This is a genomic window from Chitinophaga pinensis DSM 2588 (genome assembly GCF_000024005.1).
GTDB lineage: Bacteria > Bacteroidota > Bacteroidia > Chitinophagales > Chitinophagaceae > Chitinophaga > Chitinophaga pinensis.
The window spans coordinates 671,980-697,218 of sequence record NC_013132.1 but is presented as its reverse complement, the minus strand read 5'-3'; the positions used below and the strand labels follow the sequence as shown (position 1 = coordinate 697,218).

General features: G+C 43.9%; 17 protein-coding genes and 1 pseudogene. 10 read left to right on the top strand and 8 right to left on the bottom strand.

Translation table 11 applies throughout. The features are described from left to right. Positions 1 to 161: 161 nt before the first annotated feature. On the bottom strand, positions 162 to 329 hold the full coding sequence (locus CPIN_RS38875; RefSeq protein WP_012788243.1) for a hypothetical protein: 168 nt from the start codon (positions 327 to 329) through the stop codon (positions 162 to 164). A 92-nt stretch (positions 330 to 421) separates the two neighbouring features. Beyond that, positions 422 to 494 (bottom strand): annotated as a pseudogene (locus tag CPIN_RS02790). Between the two features lie 238 nt (positions 495 to 732). Here CPIN_RS02790 and CPIN_RS02785 point away from each other — a divergent pair. From CPIN_RS02785 to CPIN_RS02770, 4 genes are all read left to right on the top strand, one after another. Then, positions 733 to 1,773 carry a helix-turn-helix transcriptional regulator gene (locus tag CPIN_RS02785; protein WP_012788242.1) on the top strand — a complete coding sequence of 347 codons (1,041 nt, stop codon included), beginning with the start codon at positions 733 to 735 and terminating at the stop codon, positions 1,771 to 1,773. Continuing rightward, entirely contained in the window at positions 1,770 to 3,374 is a 1,605-nt protein-coding gene (locus tag CPIN_RS02780; RefSeq protein WP_012788241.1) for a SusR family glycan utilization regulator, read from the top strand. The genes CPIN_RS02785 and CPIN_RS02780 overlap by 4 nt, the downstream gene beginning before the upstream one ends. A 436-nt stretch (positions 3,375 to 3,810) precedes the next feature. Continuing rightward, positions 3,811 to 6,765 (top strand): SusC/RagA family TonB-linked outer membrane protein, encoded by a 2,955-nt coding sequence (locus tag CPIN_RS02775; RefSeq protein WP_012788240.1) that lies wholly within the window; start codon positions 3,811 to 3,813, stop codon positions 6,763 to 6,765. Positions 6,766 to 6,789: 24 nt separating this feature from the next. Further along, positions 6,790 to 8,331: a RagB/SusD family nutrient uptake outer membrane protein gene (locus CPIN_RS02770; protein ID WP_012788239.1), complete on the top strand. Its 1,542-nt coding sequence runs from the start codon at positions 6,790 to 6,792 to the stop codon at positions 8,329 to 8,331. Positions 8,332 to 10,344: 2,013 nt separating this feature from the next. On the opposite strand, the gene CPIN_RS02765 is transcribed toward CPIN_RS02770, so the two are convergent. The 3 genes from CPIN_RS02765 to CPIN_RS02755 all read right to left on the bottom strand — a co-directional run bounded on the left by CPIN_RS02765 (position 10,345) and on the right by CPIN_RS02755 (position 13,560). Next, the gene (locus CPIN_RS02765; protein WP_012788238.1) at positions 10,345 to 11,430 is read right to left on the bottom strand and encodes a family 10 glycosylhydrolase; all 1,086 of its coding nucleotides are present in this window, start codon (positions 11,428 to 11,430) and stop codon (positions 10,345 to 10,347) included. Continuing rightward, positions 11,423 to 12,532: a carbohydrate-binding family 9-like protein gene (locus CPIN_RS02760; RefSeq protein WP_012788237.1), complete on the bottom strand. Its 1,110-nt coding sequence runs from the start codon at positions 12,530 to 12,532 to the stop codon at positions 11,423 to 11,425. The genes CPIN_RS02765 and CPIN_RS02760 overlap by 8 nt, the downstream gene beginning before the upstream one ends. 128 nt (positions 12,533 to 12,660) lie before the next feature. After that, positions 12,661 to 13,560, bottom strand: coding sequence for a carbohydrate kinase family protein (locus tag CPIN_RS02755; RefSeq protein ID WP_012788236.1), 900 nt, complete (start codon positions 13,558 to 13,560; stop codon positions 12,661 to 12,663). Between the two features lie 1,149 nt (positions 13,561 to 14,709). Here CPIN_RS02755 and CPIN_RS39440 point away from each other — a divergent pair. The 6 genes from CPIN_RS39440 to CPIN_RS02725 all read left to right on the top strand — a co-directional run bounded on the left by CPIN_RS39440 (position 14,710) and on the right by CPIN_RS02725 (position 20,913). Further along, positions 14,710 to 15,336, top strand: a complete 627-nt coding sequence (locus CPIN_RS39440; RefSeq protein WP_012788234.1) for a TetR/AcrR family transcriptional regulator — start codon at positions 14,710 to 14,712, stop codon at positions 15,334 to 15,336. Then, positions 15,326 to 16,693, top strand: coding sequence for a TolC family protein (locus tag CPIN_RS02745; RefSeq protein ID WP_012788233.1), 1,368 nt, complete (start codon positions 15,326 to 15,328; stop codon positions 16,691 to 16,693). Before CPIN_RS39440 ends, CPIN_RS02745 begins: the two co-directional genes overlap by 11 nt. 53 nt (positions 16,694 to 16,746) lie before the next feature. Then, positions 16,747 to 17,874: an HlyD family secretion protein gene (locus tag CPIN_RS02740; protein ID WP_012788232.1), complete on the top strand. Its 1,128-nt coding sequence runs from the start codon at positions 16,747 to 16,749 to the stop codon at positions 17,872 to 17,874. Between the two features lie 142 nt (positions 17,875 to 18,016). Beyond that, positions 18,017 to 19,597: a DHA2 family efflux MFS transporter permease subunit gene (locus CPIN_RS02735; RefSeq protein ID WP_012788231.1), complete on the top strand. Its 1,581-nt coding sequence runs from the start codon at positions 18,017 to 18,019 to the stop codon at positions 19,595 to 19,597. A gap of 807 nt (positions 19,598 to 20,404) precedes the next feature. Next, positions 20,405 to 20,623 carry a hypothetical protein gene (locus tag CPIN_RS02730; protein WP_012788230.1) on the top strand — a complete coding sequence of 73 codons (219 nt, stop codon included), beginning with the start codon at positions 20,405 to 20,407 and terminating at the stop codon, positions 20,621 to 20,623. Between the two features lie 32 nt (positions 20,624 to 20,655). Then, positions 20,656 to 20,913, top strand: a complete 258-nt coding sequence (locus CPIN_RS02725) for a hypothetical protein (RefSeq protein WP_012788229.1) — start codon at positions 20,656 to 20,658, stop codon at positions 20,911 to 20,913. On the opposite strand, the gene CPIN_RS02720 is transcribed toward CPIN_RS02725, so the two are convergent. From CPIN_RS02720 to CPIN_RS02710, 3 genes are read right to left on the bottom strand one after another with little or no spacing between them, the layout of a single operon-like run. Further along, the gene (locus CPIN_RS02720; RefSeq protein ID WP_012788228.1) at positions 20,910 to 22,784 is read right to left on the bottom strand and encodes a monovalent cation:proton antiporter-2 (CPA2) family protein; all 1,875 of its coding nucleotides are present in this window, start codon (positions 22,782 to 22,784) and stop codon (positions 20,910 to 20,912) included. The two genes, CPIN_RS02725 and CPIN_RS02720, sit on opposite strands and share 4 nt — an antisense overlap. 12 nt (positions 22,785 to 22,796) lie before the next feature. Continuing rightward, positions 22,797 to 23,339 (bottom strand): glutathione-regulated potassium-efflux system oxidoreductase KefF, encoded by a 543-nt coding sequence (gene kefF / locus CPIN_RS02715; RefSeq protein ID WP_012788227.1) that lies wholly within the window; start codon positions 23,337 to 23,339, stop codon positions 22,797 to 22,799. Positions 23,340 to 23,378: 39 nt separating this feature from the next. Next, a complete protein-coding gene (locus tag CPIN_RS02710; protein ID WP_012788226.1) occupies positions 23,379 to 25,223 on the bottom strand; it encodes a chloride channel protein in 1,845 nt (614 codons plus the stop codon). Positions 25,224 to 25,239 lie beyond the last annotated feature (16 nt).

The window sequence follows — 25,239 nt, the reverse complement described above, 5'->3', positions numbered from 1 at the left end:
TTAAAGTTATAGGGTATTTATAAGGACTCCTGCGGATTGTTAGTGAATAAATAATAGGATCAGCACCGTTAAAACTGGTACCTGCGGAAGCGGGCTTGAGTTGGTGGCGGTGTAACGTGATGCAGGTGATGATAACCGGTGTGCTACATAGTACAGGGATATCAGGGGTATAGGGATGAACCGGTTACCAGCCGGCTATCAGTTACACGTTCAGCAACGGTATCTGCCTTTTTCAAGGCGGTAGCAATCGGATATAATAGCCTTTTGCTATCGATCCAGGTCGCTGATCCTGTTGTGTGGGGCGCATTGTTATAAGGCAGTTTCGCCATCTGCCTGGCTTGTTTTTCTGATTAGAGAAAAGTGAATGAACCCGAAGGTCCGGTGCTAATCAATTGCTCTACCAACTGAGCTACCCTGTTTCCAGGGACAGGAATCGAACCTGTGACCCATAGATCCCTCACAATCTTTCGCTCTACCAACTGAGCTACCCCGTTTCCGGGAACAGGACTCGAACCTGTGACGCTTAGATTGCGCAGCAACAATTGCGACCTGCTTTGGAAGCATATTACCATCCATCGGAGGCAATACTACGGAGCTCTCAAAAGCTCTCATCCGGCCCGCCACATCATCTGCAATTGTATCATCAACGATGACAATACAAAGATGAAACCCATGTGCGCACTTTTTTTGCGCATTAGAATTTTTTTTCTACTTTTTGAAAAAATAGTCCCGATGCCCGTTAATAAGAATGCCCTTATCCGTTACAGAACGATAGATGCCTGCCTCCGGAACCGCAGGCGTAAATGGACCCTGCAGGATCTGATCGATGCAGTGGGCGATGCGCTGTACGAATATGAAGACATCAATAAAGGCATCAGTCGCAGGGCTATTCAGATGGATCTACAGGCGATGCGTAGTGACAAACTGGGATATAGTGCACCTATTATTGTGGTGGACAAGAAGTATTATACCTACGAAGACCCGGAATACAGTATCACCAATATCCCATTGAGTGAAGTAGACCTGAGCCGTATGAACGAAGCCGTGGAGGTCCTGAAACAGTTTAAGGGCTTTTCTCATTTCAATAGCCTCAATGAGGTGGTACAGAAACTGGAAGACCACGTATATGCCGCCTCTCATAATACACGCTCCGTAATAGAATTTGAAAAGAACGAACGCCTGAAAGGACTGGAACACCTGGAGCTTTTGTACCAGTCTGTTGTACAGAAGAAAGCGATACGGATCGCTTATCAGTCTTTCAAGGCCAAAACCGGTAACTCATTTGAGTATCATGTATGGTGGCTGAAAGAGTTCAAAAACCGTTGGTTTGCCGTGGGGGTCAAGGGTAAATCACTTGCAATGTACCATCTGGCGTTGGACAGAATATCAGAATTAGAACTTTTGGACGGCCCTTTGTATATTGAGAATGAACATATAGAACCGGTAGATTATTATAAGCACGTGATAGGTGTAACTGTTTCTGATAATGTGCGTCCACGAAATGTTAAATTACTAGTCAGCCATGAACATGCGCCATATATACTTACAAAGCCCATGCATCACTCCCAGGAACTCCTGGAGAGCCGGGAAGATGGTATCATTATTAACCTGAAGGTCCAACAGAATTTTGAGCTCGAAAGAGAAATTCTGGGTTATGGCGATGGTATGATCGTGCTGAGCCCACATTCTCTCAGGGACAGAATTCATAAAAAATTTCAGCGGGGCATACAGAATTACAATGACCCCGAACTGTTCCACAAATCTGAAAAATGAAATCGAAGCTTATTTGTTTGTTATTGCTGTTTGCGTGTAAAATATCATTTGCCGGATCCTCCCGGGATACTTTATTGGACAGGCTGAATCAGACAATTGAAAATGCACACGTTTATGATGCGGACAGGGTTAAGCAGATCAATGTCCTGAGACAGGCATTGTCCACCAGCAGACACCTGTCTACAGAAGAACAATTTAATATATGCCAGCAACTTTACGAACAATTCAAGGTTTTTAAATATGACTCGGCTTTTGCCTATGCCCGGAAATTACAGGAGCTGGCAAAGCAAATGAATGATTCTCAACGGGTAAACTATGCCGTTGTTAAACTGGGGTTTGTACTGCTTTCTTCCGGCATGTTCCGGGAGGCGGGCGACTATCTGCTGACTGTCAACGTTCATTCACTGCCTGACACCGCACGTGCTGAATACTACTCCCTGATGGGGCGTTATTACTATGACATGTCTGATTATAGCAGCGATACCTACTTCGCCCCTTCCTATACCCGGCAGGGAAATATCTACATAGATTCTGCACTGATGCTATATAAACCTCATTCCTTTAACTATGACTATAGTTATGGATTAATGTATCAGAAAAAGCAGATGCTGGATAGTGCGAAGCACTATTACACCCTTACGGTAGCCCATCAGGACCTGACCATGCATCAACAGGCGATTGCTACTTCCTCGCTTGGTAATATATATATACGTATAGGCAAACAGGACAGTGCTATTATTATGATGACCCGGGCGGCAATGGCGGATATTATGTCCAGTACCAAAGAAACAACGGCCATGTTTATCCTGGCCGAACTGCTGTTTAAGGAACGTGATGTAAAACATGCCTCCCGTTATATAGAATATGCGGTTGCGGATGCCTCTTTTTATGGCGCCCGGCTCAGAAAAGTGCAGGTAAGCGCCATACTACCTATCATTGAGGTGGAGAAGATCAATACGGTGGAAGCACAGAAAACGCTGCTATTCGTTTACTCGGCTATCGCTACCTTATTATTACTGGCACTCATCTGGCTGGCTGTAATCATCTTCCGGCAGTATAAAAAGTTGCAGGCGGCTCAGCAGGTCATTACTTCCGCCCATGCATTGCAGCAGGAAATCAATTATAAGTTGATGGAGGCGAATAAGATTAAAGAGGAATATATCGGCTATTGTTTTCAGATCAACTCTTCTTACCTCGACAAAATCAAAAAATTCAAAAAGCTGGCTGATCAGAAACTGACTGATAATAAATATGCCGAAGTCAGGTATCTGGTGAATAACATCGACCTTAAAGAGGAAAGAGATGAATTGTTCCGTAATTTTGACCGTATCTTCCTGAAGATATTTCCCAACTTTGTAACGGTCTTTAACTCCTTCTTTAAAGAAGAGGATAGGATCAAACTAAAAGACAACGAACTACTAAATACCGATCTCAGGATTTTCGCACTGATCAGGATCGGAATCAGTGACAATGTAAAAATTGCCCAGATTCTTGAATATTCAGTGAACACTATTTACACTTACAAAACGAAGATCAAAAACAAGGCAATTATACCAAAAGATGAGTTTGAAGAGCGACTCATGGATATTAAAGCCCTCTGAAAATCGCTCTGAAATGTTAAGAAAACCTGGTTATTATCGTTATATATAAATAACGATAATATAAATACAAAGCATTGTTAATCAGTAAATTGATTCTTATGAAAACATGTTTTAAAGCAATATTTTCTATATAAGGACCATATAAATTGTTAACCTGTTTCAGGCAGGCTTACTTTGACTTATCGACCGCAGCCGTAATCTATCCGACGCCGTTGAAACCAGTGAGACCACGTTACGATCAATGTCAGAAAAATCCGTTATGAATCAAATATGCCAAGCCCTAATTCAACTTGGTCAGGACTTATAGTGTGACATTATCCACGTTGATGATATGCCATCGGCGCAAAGAAATATTCCACGTTTGGCAGGCCGCCCAGGCCTACCGAACCCATTCATGCAGGCATCATTATTCCACAAAACCAATAAAAACTGATCTATGACCAATCTTCTATTTCGCAAGGTGCGTCTGTTATGCTCGTTATTACTGCTCATTGCAGGTATAGCCAGCGCACAGACCAAACCCGTGACCGGTAAGATCACGGATGAAAATGGCAGCGCTGTTCCGGGCGCCACTGTGCAGGTAAAAGGTACCAGCACAGGTACGGCTACCGGAGCGGACGGTACATTTAAGTTAAATGTACCTGCCACTGCTACTACACTGGTCGTTTCCTTTGTCGGTTATGTACAGCAGGAGGTTCCGCTGGCCGGCAAATCAGAATTTTCCATTGCATTGGTACCCACCAGTACTACCCTCACTGACGTGGTAGTAGTAGGTTATGGTACTACCCGTAAAAAAGACCTCACGGGTTCGGTAGTCTCTATTAAGTCCGCCGACTTTAACCGTGGTATCGTTACTGCACCTGATCAGCTGATCCAGGGTAAAGTAGCCGGTCTCATGGTAATCGCCAACAGTGGTGCGCCAGGTGGTGCTACTACTGTAAGGATCCGAGGTAACTCTTCCGTAAGGACGGGCAACCAGCCATTGTACGTAATAGATGGTATGCCGCTTGACGGCCGTACCGCTAAGCCTTCTGTTAGCGCCAACGGTCTTGGTCAGACCCCGGATGCTAACCCGCTTAACTTCATCAACTCCTTTGACATTCAGTCAATGGATGTACTGAAAGATGCGTCGGCAACCGCCATCTACGGTGCGAGAGGTGCTAACGGTGTGGTAATTATCACTACTAAGAAAGGCGCTGTCGGTGCTCCTCGTCTGGATGTCAGCTATTCTGCCGGTATGAGTAAGATCCTGAAGAAACTGGATGTACTGAATGCGGACGAGTACAGAAGTGCCCTGAAGCAATATAGTCTTACCGGCGGTGATAATGGCTCCAGCGTTAACGCGATGGAGAGCATCCTGCGCACCGGTACCACGCACAACGTCAATGTAGGCGTTAGCGGCGGTAATGAAAATGGCGTTTACAGAGCGTCTTTCGGTATGCTGGATCAGCAGGGTATCGTAAAGAAAACCGGTCTGAAGAAATACACTGCCAACCTGAACGGTCAGTATAAATTGATGGAAAATAAAAGACTGGGACTGGATTACTCTATCCAGGCAGCACATACTACCGAACAGATCGCACCTATTACCAATAACGCTGGTTTTACGGGTAGTCTGGTCGGTCAGGCACTCCAGTGGAATCCAACATTGGCACTGCGTAAGGCGGATGGCTCATTTAATATCCTGGGTGAAGGTTCTGCCATCAACCCGGAAGCAATGTCAGCTGCTTATGATGATAAAGTGAATATCAACAGTATCGTAGCCAGCATTTCTCCTTCTTACAAGATCACTGACAACCTGGAATACCGTTTTACTTATAGTATCAATCATCAGGTAGGAGAAAGAGAAACCCAGATAGCCTCCTTTATCAACATCGCTCAGGTAATGAATAACGGACAGGCTTATTATGGTACCACTACCCTGACATCTCAGCTGATGACACATACCCTGAACTATAGCAAACAGCTCACACCAGCATTATTCCTGGGTGCTGTGATCGGGTATGAGCGCCAGGATTTTGACTATAAAGGCAGAAATCTGGGGGGACTTGGTTTCACCACAGATGTGCTGAAATATACTGACATCCTCCAGAACCCTTCCCAAACGAATACTTTTATCAACTCCTTCCGCAATCCTGAATCAAAACTCCAGTCCTATTTCGGTAGGGCTAACCTGAATTTCCTGGACAAATACCTGTTGACAGCAACCCTGAGAGCAGATGGTTCCAGTAAGTTTGGTTCCAATAACAGATATGGTTACTTCCCGTCTTTCGCTGCAAAATGGAATATCAGTAATGAGGCTTTCCTGAAAGACAATAAAACCATTAACCAGTTAGCACTGCGTGTAGGCTGGGGTATCACCGGTAACCAGGAGTTCCCTGCAGGTGCTGCACAGGAACAGTATACACTTAACTCAAATGGCGGCGCCAGTCTGAGCAATGTAGCTAACCCTAACCTGAAATGGGAAAGCTCTAAACAGCTGAACGCCGGTATCGATTATACCTTCTTTGGCGGCAGATTATATGGTAGTGTAGACTACTTCCATAAAAATACCTCCGACCTGCTGTTCAACTTCCCGGCTATCCAGCCTGCACCTGCATCCAACTACTGGATCAATCTGCCAGCTAACGTGATCAACAAGGGTATTGAAGTGGTATTACGCGGAGACGTCGTTTCTACCAAGGATTTCAACTGGAATCTCGGTGTGAACGCTACATTCCTGAAGAACAGACTGGAAAATTATGATGGTCCGCCGGTATTAACAGGTTCGATTAGTGGTCAGGGGGTATCTGATGCGTATGCACAGCGTCTGGCAAACAACGAACCACTTAACACATTCTATCTGAGAAGATTCGAAGGATTTGATGCCAATGGTCAGGGTCAGTATACAGATGGAGGTAACACCCTGTTCTTCAAGGGAGATCCGAACCCTAAAACCATGTTGGGTATCATCACTGCTGTGAATTATAAAAAATGGGCATTGAATGTGAGCGCGCATGGTGCTTACGGATTTGATGTCTATAATAACACTGCTAACACTGTATTACCGCTGAATAACCTGGGTTCCAGGAACGTGGCTAAAGATGTGATAGGGACCAAAGAAAATCTCTCCAATCCGATTACAGTATCCAGCCGCTATCTGGAAAAGGGCAATTTCATGAAATTGGATAATGCCACCATCAGTTATAGTATCGGGAACATAGGTAAGGTGATCAAGAATGCATCCATTTACATCACCGGACAAAATCTCTTCATCATCACGAAGTATTCAGGATTTGACCCGGAAGTGAATACGGATAAAAGTATCAATGGCGTAACCTCCTTTGGTATTGAGTATTCCCCTTATCCTACCGCCAGGAACTTTCTGGCAGGCATCAATTTCTCGTTATAATTCACTGATTTAAAAACTACTACTATGCGATTGAATAGAATAGTCATCATATTATCACTTGCATTCGGATGTGGATTATCCTCCTGCTCTCTCGACGAGCAGCTGGGATCTACACTGACCCGCGAGCAGGCAGATTCACTGATCGAGGTGCCAGCGCTGCTGGTATCTGCCTATAATGGTCTTCAGTTACCTTATCAGGACCAGTCTAACTTCTGGGCACTCCAGGAAATGACCGCAGATGAAGCGGTGGCCCCTACCCGTGGTGGTGACTGGGATGATAACGGTGTATGGCGTGCATTGAAACTGCACAACTGGACACCAGATCATACTTATATCAGCAATACCTTTTCAAATATCCTGCAGCTGCAGTTCCTCGCTTCGAATGTACTCAGCTTCAAACCTTCCGCTCAACAGGCGGCTGAAGCGCGCTTCCTGCGTGCATATGCGATGTATACAATCCTGGATGGATGGGGACAGGTGCCTTTCCGTAATCCGGGAGATACCTTGCTGAATGCGCCTAAGGTGATGAATTCGACGGAGGCGACTACTTATATTATCGGTGAACTGACCGAGATAATAAATGTACTCGACGAAAACGTGCCTGCTTACACCGCCAACAAGAATGCCGCAAGAGCCCTGCTGATGAAGTGTTATCTGAATAAAGGTGCATTTGCCAACAGGCAGTCGCCAACATTTGACGCTGGTGATATGCAGAAGGTAATCGAACTGGCAGATGCGATCACGGCCAGTGGTAAGTATAGTCTGACGAACTACTTCGACAACTTTGCTTATAATAATGATGCCGTGTCAAAAGAAAACATCTTCACACAGCGTAACGGACCTGGCTTCAGTACAGTGAGAAGTGGTAATGCTGTATACTGTCACTGGGCGCCTACCCTTCATTACAACCAGGATCCCAGTGGATGGAATGGATATGCGACGATTTCTGACTTCTATGACAAGTTTGAAGCAACAGACGTACGTCGTGGCGGCGCTTATCCGGGCGTTACAGATAAGAGTGGTCTGAAAGTAGGTTTCCTGGTTGGCCAGCAGGTAAATGCAGCCGGTACCCCGTTGAAAGACAGAAAAGGTAATCTGTTGATCTTTACCCGTGAGTTGAAATTACAGGAAACAGATCCGAACACGCTGGAAGTAACCGGTATCAGGGTCGTGAAATATCCACCGGATATGACGAATAATGAAACCAAGGGAGGTAATAATGCGAATAATGATTACGTGTTCCTTCGTTATGCAGATGTACTGTTGATGAAAGCGGAAGCCCAGTTGCGGACATCTAATGCCAGCGGAGCGCTAACCATTGTTAATGATATAAGAGCACATCGTCACGCGAGTACCTGGACTTCCATCGATCTGAATAAACTGATCGATGAAAGAGGCCGTGAACTGTACTGGGAAGGATGGCGCAGAGAAGATCTGATCCGCTTTGGTAAGTTCCTTGAACCATGGCAGCTGAAACCATCAGACAACCCTAAAAACCTGTTGTTCCCAATACCCACTAAAGACCTGGCTGTTAATAAGAACCTTAAACAAAACGACGGCTATTAATTTCTTCAGGAGAGACTGTTTTTAAGCAGTCTCTCCTGATTTTTTTTCATATGCCTGCGTGTCTGATTGATCATGCATATGATCATAAAGGATATTGTATGTTCAGAGATGTAATGTCTTCGTGTTACTAACCCTTAATAAAGTTTCCTATGCATTGAAATTTACATCTTACACTGATGCCGCATGATTATCATCCTGCGCTTATCAGATCATCATGAAGGGGGGATATGTTGCTGCCGACGCAGTGATCTGCTGGCAGACATAAAGATAGTGTAGTTTGGAAATGTGGTGGAATTTTGATGCAGCTTATTGCCCGGTTGGGGGTAGAGATTGGTTACCTCCACCGGGAATAGGCATTTTACAGACTATAGTGTCATAATTTTTTTGAAAACCTATCTGCAATAATTCTCCTGTTAAATCTGTTTTCTTCCTGCTTTCTGCAAAAACTGTTCAGTCATTCCTTCGCTACTGAACGAAAAATCCATCTTCATACCTGGATAAACGTTAGTTGTTCAGTGATAAGCGGCAACTAATGTCACTATAGACCTCCATTTTTATCGCTACAAATTTTCCAGCTGAAACCCTTGTGTATCCTTAAACTGAATGAAATGAATGTCGGTGTTTTAATGAATGTAATGACGTAAGGTTAATTAAAAAAGGCACTTTACTTTTGTTCTGTCATGCAAATGTGAGTGGCAGAATAATAATCGTTTTTCAGTTAACCATATCAGTTAGTAAATGCAACAGCTTATCCACCTGTCAATGAGAATAAAATATTACACTAGCTATCACTTGTTAGAAAGGATGATGTGTTATGTCATAGGAATAATGAGAAGTGCCTAATGATTATAGGAGCCGCAAGGTTGCTTTGTTTTCATGGTTATTTATTTAGGGGTTAAACAAACAATCGCATACCCGGGTGTCATTCCTGATACCTGGTCTTTAAATCTTTGTGTCGGCAATTTACTTGTTCATTTTTTAAGATTTCATCTATAGTTAATGTTTGAAGTTACAATCAGAGGGTTTAACATCAATAGACATTAATCCTTTTCCCGGGCGCTATTCCTGGCGCCTGGCTTTAATTGCTATGACGACGGGAGCATGAGTGCGGATAAGGTATTGGCTGCTGTTAGAAGGTGTGCTGATGGGCATAGTTGTATAAAGCATTAACTACTGAAACTGATGAAAAATTTAAGTTGATATCTCCTGTCTATATATACATCTATACTGTAGGATAGGTAAGCGGCGTGCCGGTAAGGTAGCGTGAGTGAAAGAAGAACGGCCGCCGTACCTCTTTTAGGAAGTCGCCGTTATTTGTTTGAGTATTTCAATTCTGAAGAAACCCAGGAGCTATTTCTGGCACCTGGAAATTTTTAAATAACTGGAGATAAAGATTTGCACTATCCAATTATGAATCGCTCTAACCGCATAATAGTAGGTTATTAGATTGAGTCCGGACGCCATTCCTGGCGTCTGGTAATTTATTGATTGTTGCGTGTGATATTAGTCAGGTGTGGTAGAAAAGATGAACGATTGTGTCAACATGAGGATGATGCAATGGAAGTGAGAATTGATTGTTGACACTAATAATAGAGCGGTGTTGGGTGAATAGTGCAGCGGCATTGAGTGAATAATGTAGTGCCGTTGAGTGAATAATGCAGAGATGTTGAGTGACTAATGTGGTGGTGTTGAGAAAGTAATGTAACAGTGTTGAGGGAATAGTGTAGTGATATTGAGGAATAATGTGATGGTATTGAGAAAGTAATGTAACAGTGTTGAGGGAATAGTGTAGTGATGTTGAGGAATAATGTGATGGTATTGAGGGGCTAATGTAGCGGTGTTGATCGATCATATAAACGCAGTATATCAATGTAAAATTATCAATGTGATGATTAACAATAAATCATAGCGAAACATGGGGTTAAAATTGAATACCGGGGATCATTCATGATCCCCGGTTATTTTACAGTATGTTATCTGAAGAATCTTTTATCAAAGTAACAGGAATAACAGTTAAACACTGGCCTTTTGCAACGTGCTCAATACTGCGTCATCTATGCCGCCAAACAGGGACACACCTGCTGCACCATTCTGTATGGCCAGACGAATACCTTTTTCCAGATCAGCCATATTACCATGGAAATCCGGCAGGTATAAACCTGCGTATAATGGGAATTTACCATGCAGACCGCCTACGCCTTCAGCTACCGCCTCTCCTATCCAGTTTACATCTTCTTTATAGAAGCCGTGATAGATCATCGGATTTACAGAATCCAGCGGCCAGTTTGTCCAATCCTGTCTCACAATACGTTTAGCGATATCTGGTGTAGGGAATACTGCTGCGGAGATTGGCTTTTTGTGTTGTTTGGCTACTGCTGCCAGATTGTTCACCACATTGGTAATGCGGTTGTACCTGAATCTTCTCCAGGAAGGAATCTGATCAGGATGTTCCATATCCAGCGGATCAACCCCTTTTTGCTCTTTATATTTTTCCCGGCAGGTTTCGCAATAGCAGAAATCATATTCAGGCAGTTCTTTTGACTGATCGATACCGTAGTTGCTCCAGAGGTTTACCGGCAATACCACATCACAATAACGCACATAATCCAGGTGTAAACCGTCTACATAGTCTTTAGACAATACGGCTTCTGCCTGTTCTTTCAGGTAGTTGATCACTTCTGGTTTGCTCGGACAAAGCCAGCGGTAATAACCTACATATGGTGGATGTGTTGCACAGGATTCTCCTTTTCTGTTTTTAGCATACCATTCAGGATGGCTGGCCAGCAATTCCTTCTCACCGCGATTCATTGTCCAGATCCATCGGTGTGCCTGGATACCATTTTCTTTAGCCGCTCTGAAATGTTTTTCACTGTCTGCTTCGAAGAAAATAAGTCCGATACCTGCTTTTTTATAGGCAGCATAACGCTTTTGCAGATCGGCAGTAGTGTCTTTTTCATCCGGATTGATCCAGACACGGTGTTTCGCTTTAGCTGCAGGCAGGGTTGCTGCTTTCGCTGTTGCGGACAGGGTTGGTAAGCCGGGTTGCATGATAGCCAGACTACCAAGACCGATTGATTTCAGGAAATTGCGTTTATTCATTTGATGAGTTTTGGGAAATTTTACCTTCCTGGTTAATAGCGCAACGTTGTTTGGTGTTCTTGTCGAGCAGTGTTGCGGTGAATTGATTCGTAATACCTTCCAGTGCTAATGTATAGGAAACGCCCTGTTCTTTAATGTTCGTATTAGTGATGCCTAAAGCCTGCAGATTGGTAGCATAACGGCCATTTTTTCTGCGGTATTGTTGTTGTCTTGCGTAGACATCCCAGAGATATTCTTTTGCTGCTTCGATAGCAGGTAATGTGATTGTTACAGGTGCACTACCCGCTGGTTTGCTGATGAAATTCAGATATCCCCATTTCTCAGGTGCGTGCATATTGATGATGCCCTGTGGTGACCATACCCAGTTATGTTCAGGTAAAGATTTGCCTGTTTTAGGATCTTTCCGTTTCACGTATTGCCCTTTCACGATATCGGTATCCCATTCTACCCTGGAAAAATTGATTCTCCAGCGCGCACCGTCCTTGGGGGTAAGTCCTTCGTTGAAAAACGCGAATGCACTGAAAGGGATGGCCATTTCTACCGTCCATTTCCTGTCTTTATCAGCAGGATTGTTCAATGTACCGTCTATCTGCACGGCGGTCTGTATACCTCGGGTATCCCAGGTCATCAGGGCATCGCCACCAACACGGTAAGGTTTGTTCATGAACAGATCCATGACAGTGTTATGCGCATTGATCTCAATTTCGAAGTATTTTTCGCCATCTCCATCAGGATCTACAAATACTTCAAAATCATTATCCTGAAAGATGATGGTATCATGTTGATGTAAGGTGGCCCAGATGTGCTGGTCTTCCAGTTCTGCCAGTATATACAGATTCTCCTGATCCCACAACATTTTCAGGCGGGTACGCATTGCAGGCGTAGGTTGTTTATCTCCTTCGATGTCGGTGAAGTCGTCACTCCACACGACTTTGGACCATGCGTCTTCATTGCCTGCACCGTCTATTTTGATCGGAGTAGAGGTTTGATAAGAATTATACTGCCTGGGTGGCACATAGGCCGGTTTCTGTTGTGCATAGGATGGAAGGTACAGGCATACCATTCCTAATCCTGTAATCACATGACGAATAAGTTGAGACATGCCTTAAATATAGGAAAGACGCCTGCTATTTTTACATTTTTTTCAATGGATGGTCTTATCGGATGATTAAATTGCAAAAAAAGAGCATAATATTAAATTATGCTCTTTCAAAATCAATATATCCCGCTTTAATGCGCTGCCATCAATGTAGTTATCTCTACACGTTGGTAATCAGGGCAACCACCATGATAGGATGCTACGAGTGCGCCCATGGCACAAGCAAATGATAAGGTATCTGCCGGTGAATATTTTTTGATGATGCTATACAGACATCCTGCTAGAAAGGCGTCTCCACTGCCGATTGTATCTGCCACTTTTACTTTATAACCGGGATGCTGATAGAATTTTCCTTCTGTGAATAGTGCCGCGCCATTTTCACCCAATGTGACAATGATCGTTGGAATCGCATATTGAAGACTTAATGCTTTTACCTGTGCTTCCATGGTATCCGGCCATTGGTGCCAGCTGCCGATGATAGACAATTCTGATTCATTCAGTTTCAGGATATGGCATTGATGCAGCAGGCTGACAAGTAGTTCCTGTTCAAAATGCGGCGGACGCAGATTGATATCCAATACGAAAGTGCGGTTGCCTTCCAGGAGTGATTGTAAGGTTTGCCGGCTGTCTGCATTTCTTGCCGCAAGACTGCCGAATACGAGAAAGGTATTATCGGTCTGTTGTGCGAGTTCTTTCAAGGCAGGCGTAAAGGCAATATAATCCCATGCTACCGGTTGAACAATCTCGTATTTCATTTCCAGCGGATTATCCGGGGAAGGACGTGCATATACTTTACCCGTTTCATGTACCGGATCTATCTGGACAAAGTCGGTTGTGAGCTGATATCGCTTCATCAGCTCCAACAGGGATTTTCCCTGTTCATCATCTCCGATACCGGATATCATTGCTGCGGGAACAGACAATTTCTGAAGATGATAGGCCACATTCATAGGAGCTCCTCCGGGTAGGGCCTTATCCGGCAAAATATCCCAGAGCACTTCTCCAAAACAGGCAACTTTGTATTGTGTCATAACTAACGTGTTTGCGCTCAATAAATTATATTTTGACTATATAATAATACTCTTTCTGTTCAAATTGAGAATTATTATTCTATAGATCATATCCGGCGATTTAATCGCAATGTTTCCTGCTATCGGCTCATTATCCGACATTCTCTTCTCATTAACCGGCATCTCTCTTTTTGTTGAGGGTAGAATGCCTGTTTCCTCGTATATCTGCTCCGTTTCTCCGTATTAACAGGCCATTATACCGTTATTATGCCCATATTTATCCGTTCATGAACGAAGAGATATCGGTGTAATATCGGCGTAATAAGGTGATACATCGAAGAATTGTCGTCCGGTTAATGATCCTTTTCAGAAAGACTAATCATAACCGACTATTCCTCAATATACTACTCTCTAAAGGAGATATAAAAGACCAGAGCGCTGGACAACGCTCCGGGTTTCAACGTTATCAACCTTGGATGTAATCGGAAGACCGAAAAAACACAGTCTCAGGGCATTATAAATGATTTATAACGCCTCAGATACAAGCAATGGATGTGCTCACAACATTGTTGACCAATGCCGCTTTGCAAACAGAAAAAAGTGTATTAAAAGCCGGATTGACTGGTTTTTGAACCGATACAGGTTTTTCAGAAAATGGATATGGACAAGAAATTGTACAGATATCTGATCATATCAGGATATAACAGCAGATAGAGATCGGATAAAGCAGACTTACTGTCTGACAAATAATGGATTATGGTATTAACAATCATAAAATGTCGGTTCAGGATAATAAAGATGACTGGTTTGGTTAACTACAATCAGAATTGCTCTGATAATGGTTTGTATAGATATAGCATATCAAAATGAATGAGTTGGAAGCATTTCCGCTCTCAACAGTTCAAAAGTAAAATGAAAAGATCACAATTGCTGAGTCCATTATGTTCATTTTAATTTTAATAGTTCGTTCCGTTCATTTTCTCAGTAGTTGAAATTTCAACTGTTGGAAATCAATGATTTAGTCGTAAATGCTCATATACTATTATCACCTTAAAGTGGTATGTCGCCTTAAAATCTGCTTAAAAAGGTATTAATATCTATAAAAATTTAAACGGTCGTTTGATTAAATTAAATGTTTGTTTAACTTTGTACCCACAATTCGATTTACACATGGAATACAATCCGAAGCAATTATTAATCCTGGAGTCTGCTGAGAAGCTATTCGCTTCCCACGGTTTTCACGCTACTTCAGTGAGAGATATTGCGCATGAGGCAGGTGTGAACATCGCAATGATATCTTACTACTTCGGTTCAAAAGAGAAATTGATTGAATCCATTTTCCTGAAAAGGATCATCAACTGGAAAGCAATCCTCAATGAAACGCTGAAAGATAATTCCAAGACATATATAGAAAGACTGGATTCACTTATTGAGAATTTTGTGCGCAGGATTATCGGTAATCCTTGTTTTAATCTTATGATGATGAGGGCACAGATCCAGGCGGATATGCTGGTAAATGATCTGATTCACGAAAGTAAAAAGGAAGTATACGAAGTAATCGGCGCTTTTATTAACGCCGGTCAGGAACAGGGGGTATTCAATAAAGATGTGGATGTGCTGATGATGGTCGCTACGCTTACTGGTACAACCAACCATATTATGTCGACCAGGCACCACTTCCAGCGCATGAGCAATCTCGAACATCTGTCAGATAGTGAACTACAGGAATATTTAATTATTCATACAAGCAATCATTTGAAAAATTTGTTTAAAGCCATTCTAATCCATGAAGCTTAATAGCACATACAGGCGTTTATGGTCTCTGGCAGTTTGCGTAATACTGGCTATACCATATACCAGTCAGGCGCAGGACAAGAAGAGCCTGTCTTTGAAAGAAGCCATAACGCTTAGTATACAGAACAGTAAAGAACTTAAACTTAGCAAAACAAGGATCGACGCAGCACTTGCATCTGTAAAAACAGCAAACAATGCACAGTTACCGGATGTTAGTGTTTCTGGCTCATATCTCAGAATCAACGAACCAAATGTAGATCTGAAAATTAAACTCGGAGGTGACAGCACAAGTTCAGGTGGAGGTTCTACTCCGAAAGTAAACTCTCTGGCATACGCTATGGCTACCGTGTCAGTTCCTATCTTCTCCGGATTTATCCTCCAGAGCCAGAAGGAATCCGCCCGTTACCTGGCTGAAGCTGCAAAACTCGACGCAGATAAAGACCGCGAAGCAGTTATCCAGAACACGATCAATGCCTACAGCAATCTGTATAAATCACAGCAGGCAGTAGAACTGGTACGTGAGAATCTGAAACAACAGCAGCAGCGTGTAACTGATTTCGCCAATCTCGAAAAGAACGGCCTCGTAGCGCGCAACGACTTATTAAAAGTACAGTTACAGCAGTCAAATGTGGAAGTGTCCCTGGTAGAAGCTGAAAGCAACCTGAAACTGGCTAATGTAGCGATGGACCTGCTGTTAGGTCTGCCTGAAACAACAGAACTGGTAGCAGATAACAATACTTTCGATCAGTCTGCCCCTGTTGCTTCAAAAGCAGCCGCTGAATGGGAACAGATCGCATTACAGAACCGTAAGGATGCCGCTTCACTGTCCGCCCGTGAAAAAGCTGCCACTGCAGGTATCAAAGCAGCTAAAGGTGAATATTATCCTTCTGTTGGTCTGACCGGTGGTTACGCTGCTATCTCAGTACCTAACGCACTGACGGTAACAAATGCACTCAACGTAGGTATCGGTGTTAAATACTCCCCTTCCGCTTTCTGGAAGTCAGGTTCAAAAGTAACAGAAGCAAAAGTAAGACTGCAGGAAGTACAGGTGAATGAGGAACTGCTGGTGGATAACATCCACTTGTCTATCAACAGAGCATATCAGGAATACCTGGTAAACCAGAAGAAGATTGAAGCTTATCAGAAAGCAATCGACCAGGCGGGTGAGAATTATAAGATAGTAAAGAATAAACAGGAGAACAATCTCGCAACAACTACCGACCTGCTCGAAGCGGACGTAGCCAATGTTCAGGCAAAACTGAACTTCGCTTTCGCAAAAGCCGATGCAGTTGTAGCTTATACCAAACTGCTGGAAACCGCAGGTGTATTAACAGAGACAGGAGCAGAAGCCGTTAAATAACGCATCTATCTAATTCAGGATTTTAAAAAAAGTAACAATCATATATATACTATATGGAAACGCAATCAGCTACAGCTACTAATAAAGGTGCCAATAATGTACAGGAGGCTCCCAAAAAGAGGAACTATCGTTTCATCATCGTATTGGCAGTCCTTGTTATCGGTGGTGGTGCATTCGGTATCTCAAAATATATTCACTCCCTTCACCATGAAGAAACCGACAACGCACAGGTAGAAGCAAACGTGAGCCCTGTCATCCCTCGTGTAACAGGATATGTAAAAGAAGTTCGTGTAAAAGATAACCAGGTTGTAAAGCAAGGCGATACACTGGTAGTGCTGGATGACAGAGATCTGCAGATCAAAGTTCAACAGGCAGAAGCTGCACTCGCTGCTGCTGAAGTAAACGTTCAGGTAGCAGTTGCTACTACAAACGCTGCCCGCTCAAATATATCTTCTTCTCAGGCAAACATCTCTGCAGTAGATGCACAGATCGAAGCTGGTAAAGTAAATGTATGGCGTGCAAATCAGGATTACGAGCGTTACGCTAACCTGATTAAAGATCACTCTATCACACAACAGCAATATGAGCAGGCACTGGCTGCGAAACAAACTGCTGAACGTCAGCTGAACGTTCTGCAGGAGCAGAAAAAAGTAGCTGCCCGTCAGACAAGCGCCGTATCTACACAGAGCGATGCTACCGCTGAACAGATCAACGCTGCTAAAGCAATCATCAAAGAACGTCAGGCTGAACTTGACAATGCTAAACTGACTGCAAGCTATGCGGTGATCCTGGCGCCTGAAAATGGTGTGGTATCCAAGATCTATGTACAGCCAGGACAGCTGGTACAGGCTGGTCAGTCCCTGTTCAGTGTCGTATTATCTAACGATGTATGGGTAGTAGCTAACTTTAAAGAAACACAGCTGGATAAAATGAAACTTGGCCAGAAAGTAAGCGTACATATTGACGCATTCCCTGGTAAGTCCCTGGAAGGTAAAATTACCTCCTTCTCTCCTGCTACAGGTGCTCGTTTTGCACTGCTGCCTCCGGATAACGCTTCTGGTAACTTCGTGAAAGTAGTACAGCGTCTGCCAGTGAAGATCGAATTCAATGATCTCAATCAGGCTGAAGTAAAACAACTCCGCCCAGGTATGAACGTACTGGTGGATGTACATCTTGACTAATAGCAGTTACGAATGACCCCGCTAGAGTGGTGCGGTGATAATTAAATTGGAACTACTCTCAGACTGGCATACTATTAATGCATGTTTCGTGTCACCTGGCGGGAACATTCGGTAACTGACCTTCATATAAAAACTAATAAACGTGTTACTACAACAAGAATCATTGGTAGAGTATGGCGCCCGCAGGGTGATCATTACCATAACTGCCATACTCTGTGCCTTGCTGGAGATCGTAGATACGACCATCGTAAACGTGGCATTGAATGAAATGCGCGGTAACATGGGAGCTACACTGAGTGAGATTGGCTGGGTAATCACAGCTTATGCGATCGGTAACGTTATCATCGTTCCGATGACAAGCTGGTTATCCCAACAGTTCGGACGTCGTAACTACTTTGCAGTATCAGTTGTAATATTTACTATATCTTCTTTCCTCTGTGGTAATGCCACAAGTATGTGGGAACTCGTATTGTTCCGCTTCATACAGGGTCTTGGCGGTGGTGCATTGCTGGTAACTTCCCAGACAATTATCACCGAAAGTTATCCTCCGGAAAAAAGAGGTATGGCGCAGGCGATTTACGGTTTAGGTGTGATTATCGGACCAACACTAGGTCCTCCTCTGGGTGGTTATATCGTTGACCACTATACCTGGCCGTACATCTTTTACATCAACATTCCTATCGGTGTAGTAGCAACTCTGCTGACACTGCAATTCGTAAGAAGTCCGAAATACGGAGAAAAGAAATCAGCGAACGAAATTGACTGGCTGGGTATCGGATTCCTTGCACTGGCGGTTGGTTCCCTTCAATATGTACTGGAACGCGGACAGGAAGATGACTGGTTTAATGATACGACAATACTGATATTGGGAATACTGGCAGTGATGGGCATCTTCTTCTTTATATGGAGAGAGCTCGTATATAAGAATCCGATCGTGAACGTAAGAGTGTTATCAAATGGTAACCTCAGAGTGGGCACACTCCTCTCCTTCCTGATGGGCTTCGGATTGTACGGATCCACCTTTATCATCCCGCTGTATACACAGAGTTTGCTGGGATGGACCGCTACACAGTCGGGTATGCTGATGATACCAGCCGCACTCACCACGGCGTTTATGATGCCGATCATTGGTAAGATGCTGGAAAAAGGGATACCGCAACAGTATCTGGTAGCAGCAGGTATGTTCCTTTTCTTTGTCTTCTGTTTCTGGGGGTATAAAATCATTACGCCTGACACCGGTTCAGAAGCCTTCTTCTGGATGCTGATCGTACGCGGTGTTGGTATGGGTATGTTGTTTATTCCGATCACAACACTTTCCCTGTCTACATTGAAAGGTAAGGAAATTGGAGAAGGTGCGGCATTTACCGGTATGATGAGACAGCTGGGTGGATCTTTTGGGGTGGCATTGATTACAACATTTGTATCACGCCGGAATGAGTTACACAGAATGGACCTTGTCAGCAAATTGGATACAAATAACCCGGATGTGATGAAGAGAGTGGCCGGAGCAACCGCTAATTTTGCTTCAAAAGGTATGGATACAAGAAGGGCGCTGGGTAGCGCTTATCAGTCACTGGAATACAGTGTCACCAAGCAGGCCACCGTTATGTCTTACATGGATGTATTCCTCTACCTCGGTGTACTGTTCCTGATCTGTGTGCCTTTTGTGATGATGGTGAAAGGAAAGAAAGCCGCAAAACTGGATCCAAGTGCGATGCACTAAAGATATTAAAGATATGTTACTAACAGTGTAACAGTTGTAGGTTTAGGTAATGAGCCGGAATAATCTTATTCCGGCTTTTTTTATTTGTAGTAAATGACAATCATAAACCCTATCGCCAGCTGTTGTTGAGCTGGCGTTCCATCACATAGTGGTAAAGTTCGAGCTGTAAAAAAAGGGCCATTACTAAAATGAAAATGGCCGGTTTCATTTTCTAGGTGTGTTGTAGCTCTGGCGATTAAGAAACTAAAATGCTGATAGTAAGTTTAGTACAGGTTAGTGATAAAAAAGGACTGATAAATTAAAAGACCCGAGGCCTGGAAAAGCCCACCGGGTATCTCTTTCCCTCAAATTAATCCCATACGGGTGCTTAACGCACCTGCGCATGGCTCGTCTTGATAAAACAGACAAGATTATAACATTTTAATGTCTATAGTTATTCACAACATATGTTTTTTAGTTGCAATGACTGTGGGGCATTTGAATGGCGGTGTAATCATTAATTAGGATAAAATTAAAGTAAAAAAGTTTACAAATGATGCTGTTATGTAAGAATTATCAATATGATAGATGTCATTTCAATCGGCATAGCCGGATGTAATAAAAAGCCGTGGTTATTCACATTTCCAAGCTTCCCGGAAATGTGGAAAAATATCTACGCGAAAACCCGCGTTGATAGTAACTTTGCAGCGCTAACGCCATGGCATTTTGTTTGCCCCCTAGACAATAGGACATAACCAAAAGAAAAAAAACGGACAATTACGATCAATTAATTCGAGAAGATTAAACGGATCCCAAAACGTACCCTTTATGAAGAGAATTGCATTCGCATTTGCGATCATCGGAACAATGCTGGCTGTTGTAGGACAGTATGCTATTATTAATGACTGGAACCTGTTCTGGTTATTTCACACACTCGGCTTTATCGGCTATATACTGATTATCAGCGCAGCCGCGTATTTTTCCCTGTTAGGCATTCATCAGCTTTCCAGAGAGGAGAAAATACGCATCCGTAATAAAAGCTTTTAATAAGTATATCTTTACGTGCTAACTGAAGAATTATGGAAGGAATGGATGAACCGTTTATACTCAAATTCGAATTCAAAGGGAAACCGCATATCCTGGAAATACATCCATGGATACAGCAATACAGGGTCTCCTTCAAGGTAGTTGTGGAAGGCCACGATATTACTTTTGAAAGAGATGAAGAAGGTGAATATCGTGCGATCAGCGACGTCAATGTCAATGCCGGTAAACCGGTTGACGCTGAATTGTTGCAGGAGATCGCACGTCGTATAGAAGAAGCGCTGAACGTTTAATCCTGGTTTGCCTCGTCAATAAGGGATTGTTCATCCCATCCCTGCGTAGCCGGGTTCCACCTGGTAACCCTGTCATTGGACATCAGCTTTTCCAGTTCTTCAATCCTTTCTTTTACGGTATTGATGTACAGCTTTTTATCATTACGGATAGCTGATAGCCCCTTCAGTGCTTTTTCGTCCTGCTTCCTGAATGTACTCACGTTACGTTGCGCCTGATAGGCTCTTACGCCCAGCAGCTGTAACGCATCCGCTCCCATACGGAGGGACGTGTCCAGCGTTTCACGATAGATATGCAGTACCCCCAGGTCCATCAGCTCATAGGTATCAGGGATATTCTCTGCTTTAACGAGCATCTGGAGATGCGGAAAATGTTTTCGTACCACTTTCACTACTTCCAGCGTCTGCTCAACAGTGTCCATCGCGATAATGATCACCTTTGCATCTGCCGCACCGGCAGATGCAAGCAGGTCATGCCTGGAAGCATCGCCGTAATAGACTTTGATACCCAGGTTGTGCAGTGCATCTACCCTGTCTGAATCAAGGTCAAGAATGGTAGCCTGTATGCCGTTAACGCGCAGGAAACGACCCACTATATTGCCGAAACGTCCAAAGCCCGCAATGATCACCGGATGCTTTTCCTGGATCTCATCCGCTTCACGTGTGTCATCAGTATTGGTTTTATTGAATCGTGGCTGGATAATACGTTCATGCAGCAGTAACAGTAACGGTGTAAGCGCCATGCTCAAAGCAACGACAGCGGTCATAATACTGACCGTCTCCGGGGAAAGTATATTGTTCTGTTGTGTAAACGATAAGAGGACAAATGCAAACTCTCCCACCTGCGAGAGTGCCATCGCGAATAAGAGATTCTGCTCGATACTGATGCGGAAGGTCTTACCCAGTATAAATAGTGTCAGTGCTTTAACCAGCATTAGCGCTGCTACAAGACCGAGTATGACCCAGGGCATAGAAAGTACCAGCCTGAAGTCAATAGAAGCGCCTACGGCCATAAAAAACAGTCCTAGCAGCAATCCTTTGAATGGTTCTATATCGCTTTCCAGTTCATGACGGTATTCACTGTTGGCTAATACAATACCGCCCAGGAAGGCGCCTAATGCCGGACTGAGTCCGACAAGACTCATTAATACCGATATAGACACCACCAGCAATAAGGCAAAAGCGGTGAACAGTTCTCTTACACGTGCCCTGGCCACTACCCTTAGCAGTGGTCTTACCAGGTATCTTCCTGCTACGACGATTACTGTTACGGCGCCTAATACCATCAGGGTCTGTGCCCAGGCAGGCAGATTATCCCGAAAGGTCTGCTCATGGGCAGCCGTATTCCCGGTGTCAGCGCCTGCCAGTAAAGGGAAGATAGCCAGCATCGGGATCACCGCGATATCCTGGAATAAGAGTACGGAAAACGCACTTTGTCCTGCGGCGGAAGAAAGTTGTCCCTTCTCTTTCAGACTTTGTAACACGATCGCTGTGGACGATAAGGACAAGGTCATACCTAATGCAAGTGAGGCATTCAGAGGTTGTCCGAGTAATAGCGCGAGACCGGTGACAATCGCCGTGGTGATCAATACCTGCAAACCACCCAGTCCCAGTATCGGCGCCCGCATATTCCATAATAAGGCAGGTTCCAGTTCGATACCTATCAGGAAGAGCATCATCACCACACCAAACTCCGCGAAATGCATAATATCCTGTCCTTCATGCCCGATGAAGCCTAACAGCGAAGGCCCGATCACGATACCTGCCAGCAGATAACCCAATACAGAACCTAAGCCCAGTTTTCTGGCAATGGGAATGAAGATCACCGCCGCCGCCAGATAAATCATTGTTATAAAAAAGTAAGAGTGCTCCATGTCATTGAAGTTTTAATTGTCCATCCCATCCCGTAAGCTTTCAAGCATTTGTCTGTAACTGATAGCCGCCTCGCTGATCTCCTGATGGCTTAACTTATGCGTACCATAAACAACAAAAGGATCCAGGTATTGCATGTTGCAGAGTGCAGCCGTCTGTCTGAAAGGCAACAGGAAATCATTCACCGAGTGCCGGTGCCAGCCTTCTTTGTGATAGGCTGCTTCCTGAGAACCGGCGGAAATAGCATTCCCTGCTATCTTACCTCTCAATGCATTTCCGGTATGGCCATAAGCCCAGCCATGTTCCAGTACAAGATCCATCCATTGTTTGATCATTGCCGGAGCGCTGTACCAGTAAAACGGATGTTGAAACAGTATGATATCATGCTGTAAGAGCAGCGATTGCTCATGCCTTACGTCTATATTGAGGTCCGGATATATTTCATAGAGATCATGTAGCGTAACTCCCTGCATACCCCGGATGGCACGCACCAGTTGTGCATGTACCCTTGACTTCTCGAATGCAGGATGTGCAAATAAGATCAGAATTTTGGCCATAGATCAGATTAAATGTCGTTGGTGTTACTGACTAACAGATCAGGAGTATTCCTGTAATAATAGTCTGTACTGATTAAGGATCCCTGATTTTGAAACAAACCCTACCAGTTTATTATCCTCCAGTACCGGCAGGTTCCATGTATGTACTTCTTCAAATTTATTAATTACATCAGCAACATTATCGTGCAACTGGACGGTCACCGGTGACGGCTTCATAAACTGACTGACAGTCGTGATGTCATATAGGGAAGCATTAAACATGATCGGGCGGATATCATCCAGTGTGATGATGCCGTCCAGTCCGCCTGCTGCGTTGACAACACCGATCATATTGCGGTGTCCCTCCTTGATCAGCTCAATGAGCGCCCGTAGTTTCTGATCGGCCGCGATAGTTTGTACGTCTTTTTCTATAAGGTTCTCCAGCTTTAAGAGCGACAGGATATTTTTGTCATGGGCTTTGGTAAATATTTTTCCTTCTTCCGCCAGATGTTTCAGTTCGGGGGAGATCGGAGAAAACCATTTGGCCACCACAAAAGATATGGTAGACACAATCATCAGTGGAATGAACAGATCATATCCAAAACTGGACTCTGCGATGAGGAAAATAGCTGTCAGCGGTGCATACATCACGCCGCTCATTACACCGGCCATACCTACAAGAACCAGGTTGGCAAAGGGTACATCCTGAAATCCGAAATTAGTACAGAGGAGGGCGAAGAAATAACCCAGGAAGCCTCCGGCAAACAGGGACGGCGCAAAGTTACCACCATTCCCGCCTCCCTGGATGGTAAAGCTGGTGGCAAATACTTTCAGCAAACAGGTGAAACCTGTGAAAGCCAGTAATATCCAGCTTTTTTCAGGGAGATACCGGAAGAAACTATTTTGAATAATTTGGTCTGAGAAGCCACCCGTCAGGAGTTTGAGGCTGGAATAACCTTCCCCGAACAACGGTGGCATCAGCACACAAAGGATGGATACAATCACACCTCCAAGTATCGCCTTACGAAGCGCAGGCCATTTTAATTTTACCATGAAATGCTCGACATGCTGCGATATGACGATGTAGTAGCGGGCATATAGTGCTGATAATAAACCCAGCGCAATGTAGAAGGGGACATTATGATAGTTAAAGGGCTGTCTTGTTTCAAAGTGAAAAAGTACCTCTTCCTGAAGAATGATTTTAGACAATAAACTACCACATATTGCTGCCAGTATCAACGGAATGAAATCTGAAAACACAACACCGGTGAGCAATATTTCAAATGCAAACATCACCCCTGCTATCGGGGCATTGAAAGAGGCGGCTATACCGGCTGTGGCGCCGGCAGCTAATAACAGCGTTCTTTCCTTGTATCCAAGATTATAATTTGTAGCATAGTTACTACCGATTGCTGCACCAGTTACTGCAATCGGGCTTTCCAATCCGGCAGAACCGCCTAATCCGACGGTAATGGCGCTTTGCAGGATCTGGGAATACATTTTTACGGATGGAATTTTACTGGAGTTCTGCGCGATCTCATAAAGAATCAGACCAATTCCTTTTCTGGATTGCCCTTTAAAGACCCAGACTACCAATATGGTTGTCAGCAGAATTCCCAGAAACGGGAATAATGCATAAAAGATGACCTGTGTGCTGAAATGCACCCTGTACGTAATAAAGTAGTGGATATAGTGCACCAATACTTTAAGGATGACACCGGCCATACCGGCAACCAGCCCTACAAGAATACCTGAGAGAATCAGGAACTGGCTTCTGCTTAAAACTTTGTGCAGCCAGTGAATAATAATTTCGTAACTCCTTACTTTCCTTAAGCTATAACGTTCAAAATCCCGTTTAAACCTGAAAAATGAGTGATAACGTCTGATTGTTTTGATTTGGCTCATGGCAAATGCGTTCTAG

Bases quoted from the DNA above. Each gene is read 5' to 3' on its own strand.
- CPIN_RS38875 (WP_012788243.1), bottom strand. From the start codon at position 329: ATGGCGAAACTGCCTTATAACAATGCGCCCCACACAACAGGATCAGCG.
- CPIN_RS02785 (WP_012788242.1), top strand. From the start codon at position 733: ATGCCCGTTAATAAGAATGCCCTTATCCGTTACAGAACGATAGATGCC.
- CPIN_RS02780 (WP_012788241.1), top strand. From the start codon at position 1,770: ATGAAATCGAAGCTTATTTGTTTGTTATTGCTGTTTGCGTGTAAAATA.
- CPIN_RS02775 (WP_012788240.1), top strand. From the start codon at position 3,811: ATGACCAATCTTCTATTTCGCAAGGTGCGTCTGTTATGCTCGTTATTA.
- CPIN_RS02770 (WP_012788239.1), top strand. From the start codon at position 6,790: ATGCGATTGAATAGAATAGTCATCATATTATCACTTGCATTCGGATGT.
- CPIN_RS02765 (WP_012788238.1), bottom strand. From the start codon at position 11,430: ATGAATAAACGCAATTTCCTGAAATCAATCGGTCTTGGTAGTCTGGCT.
- CPIN_RS02760 (WP_012788237.1), bottom strand. From the start codon at position 12,532: ATGTCTCAACTTATTCGTCATGTGATTACAGGATTAGGAATGGTATGC.
- CPIN_RS02755 (WP_012788236.1), bottom strand. From the start codon at position 13,560: ATGACACAATACAAAGTTGCCTGTTTTGGAGAAGTGCTCTGGGATATT.
- CPIN_RS39440 (WP_012788234.1), top strand. From the start codon at position 14,710: ATGGAATACAATCCGAAGCAATTATTAATCCTGGAGTCTGCTGAGAAG.
- CPIN_RS02745 (WP_012788233.1), top strand. From the start codon at position 15,326: ATGAAGCTTAATAGCACATACAGGCGTTTATGGTCTCTGGCAGTTTGC.
- CPIN_RS02740 (WP_012788232.1), top strand. From the start codon at position 16,747: ATGGAAACGCAATCAGCTACAGCTACTAATAAAGGTGCCAATAATGTA.
- CPIN_RS02730 (WP_012788230.1), top strand. From the start codon at position 20,405: ATGAAGAGAATTGCATTCGCATTTGCGATCATCGGAACAATGCTGGCT.
- CPIN_RS02725 (WP_012788229.1), top strand. From the start codon at position 20,656: ATGGAAGGAATGGATGAACCGTTTATACTCAAATTCGAATTCAAAGGG.
- CPIN_RS02720 (WP_012788228.1), bottom strand. From the start codon at position 22,784: ATGGAGCACTCTTACTTTTTTATAACAATGATTTATCTGGCGGCGGCG.
- kefF (WP_012788227.1), bottom strand. From the start codon at position 23,339: ATGGCCAAAATTCTGATCTTATTTGCACATCCTGCATTCGAGAAGTCA.
- CPIN_RS02710 (WP_012788226.1), bottom strand. From the start codon at position 25,223: ATGAGCCAAATCAAAACAATCAGACGTTATCACTCATTTTTCAGGTTT.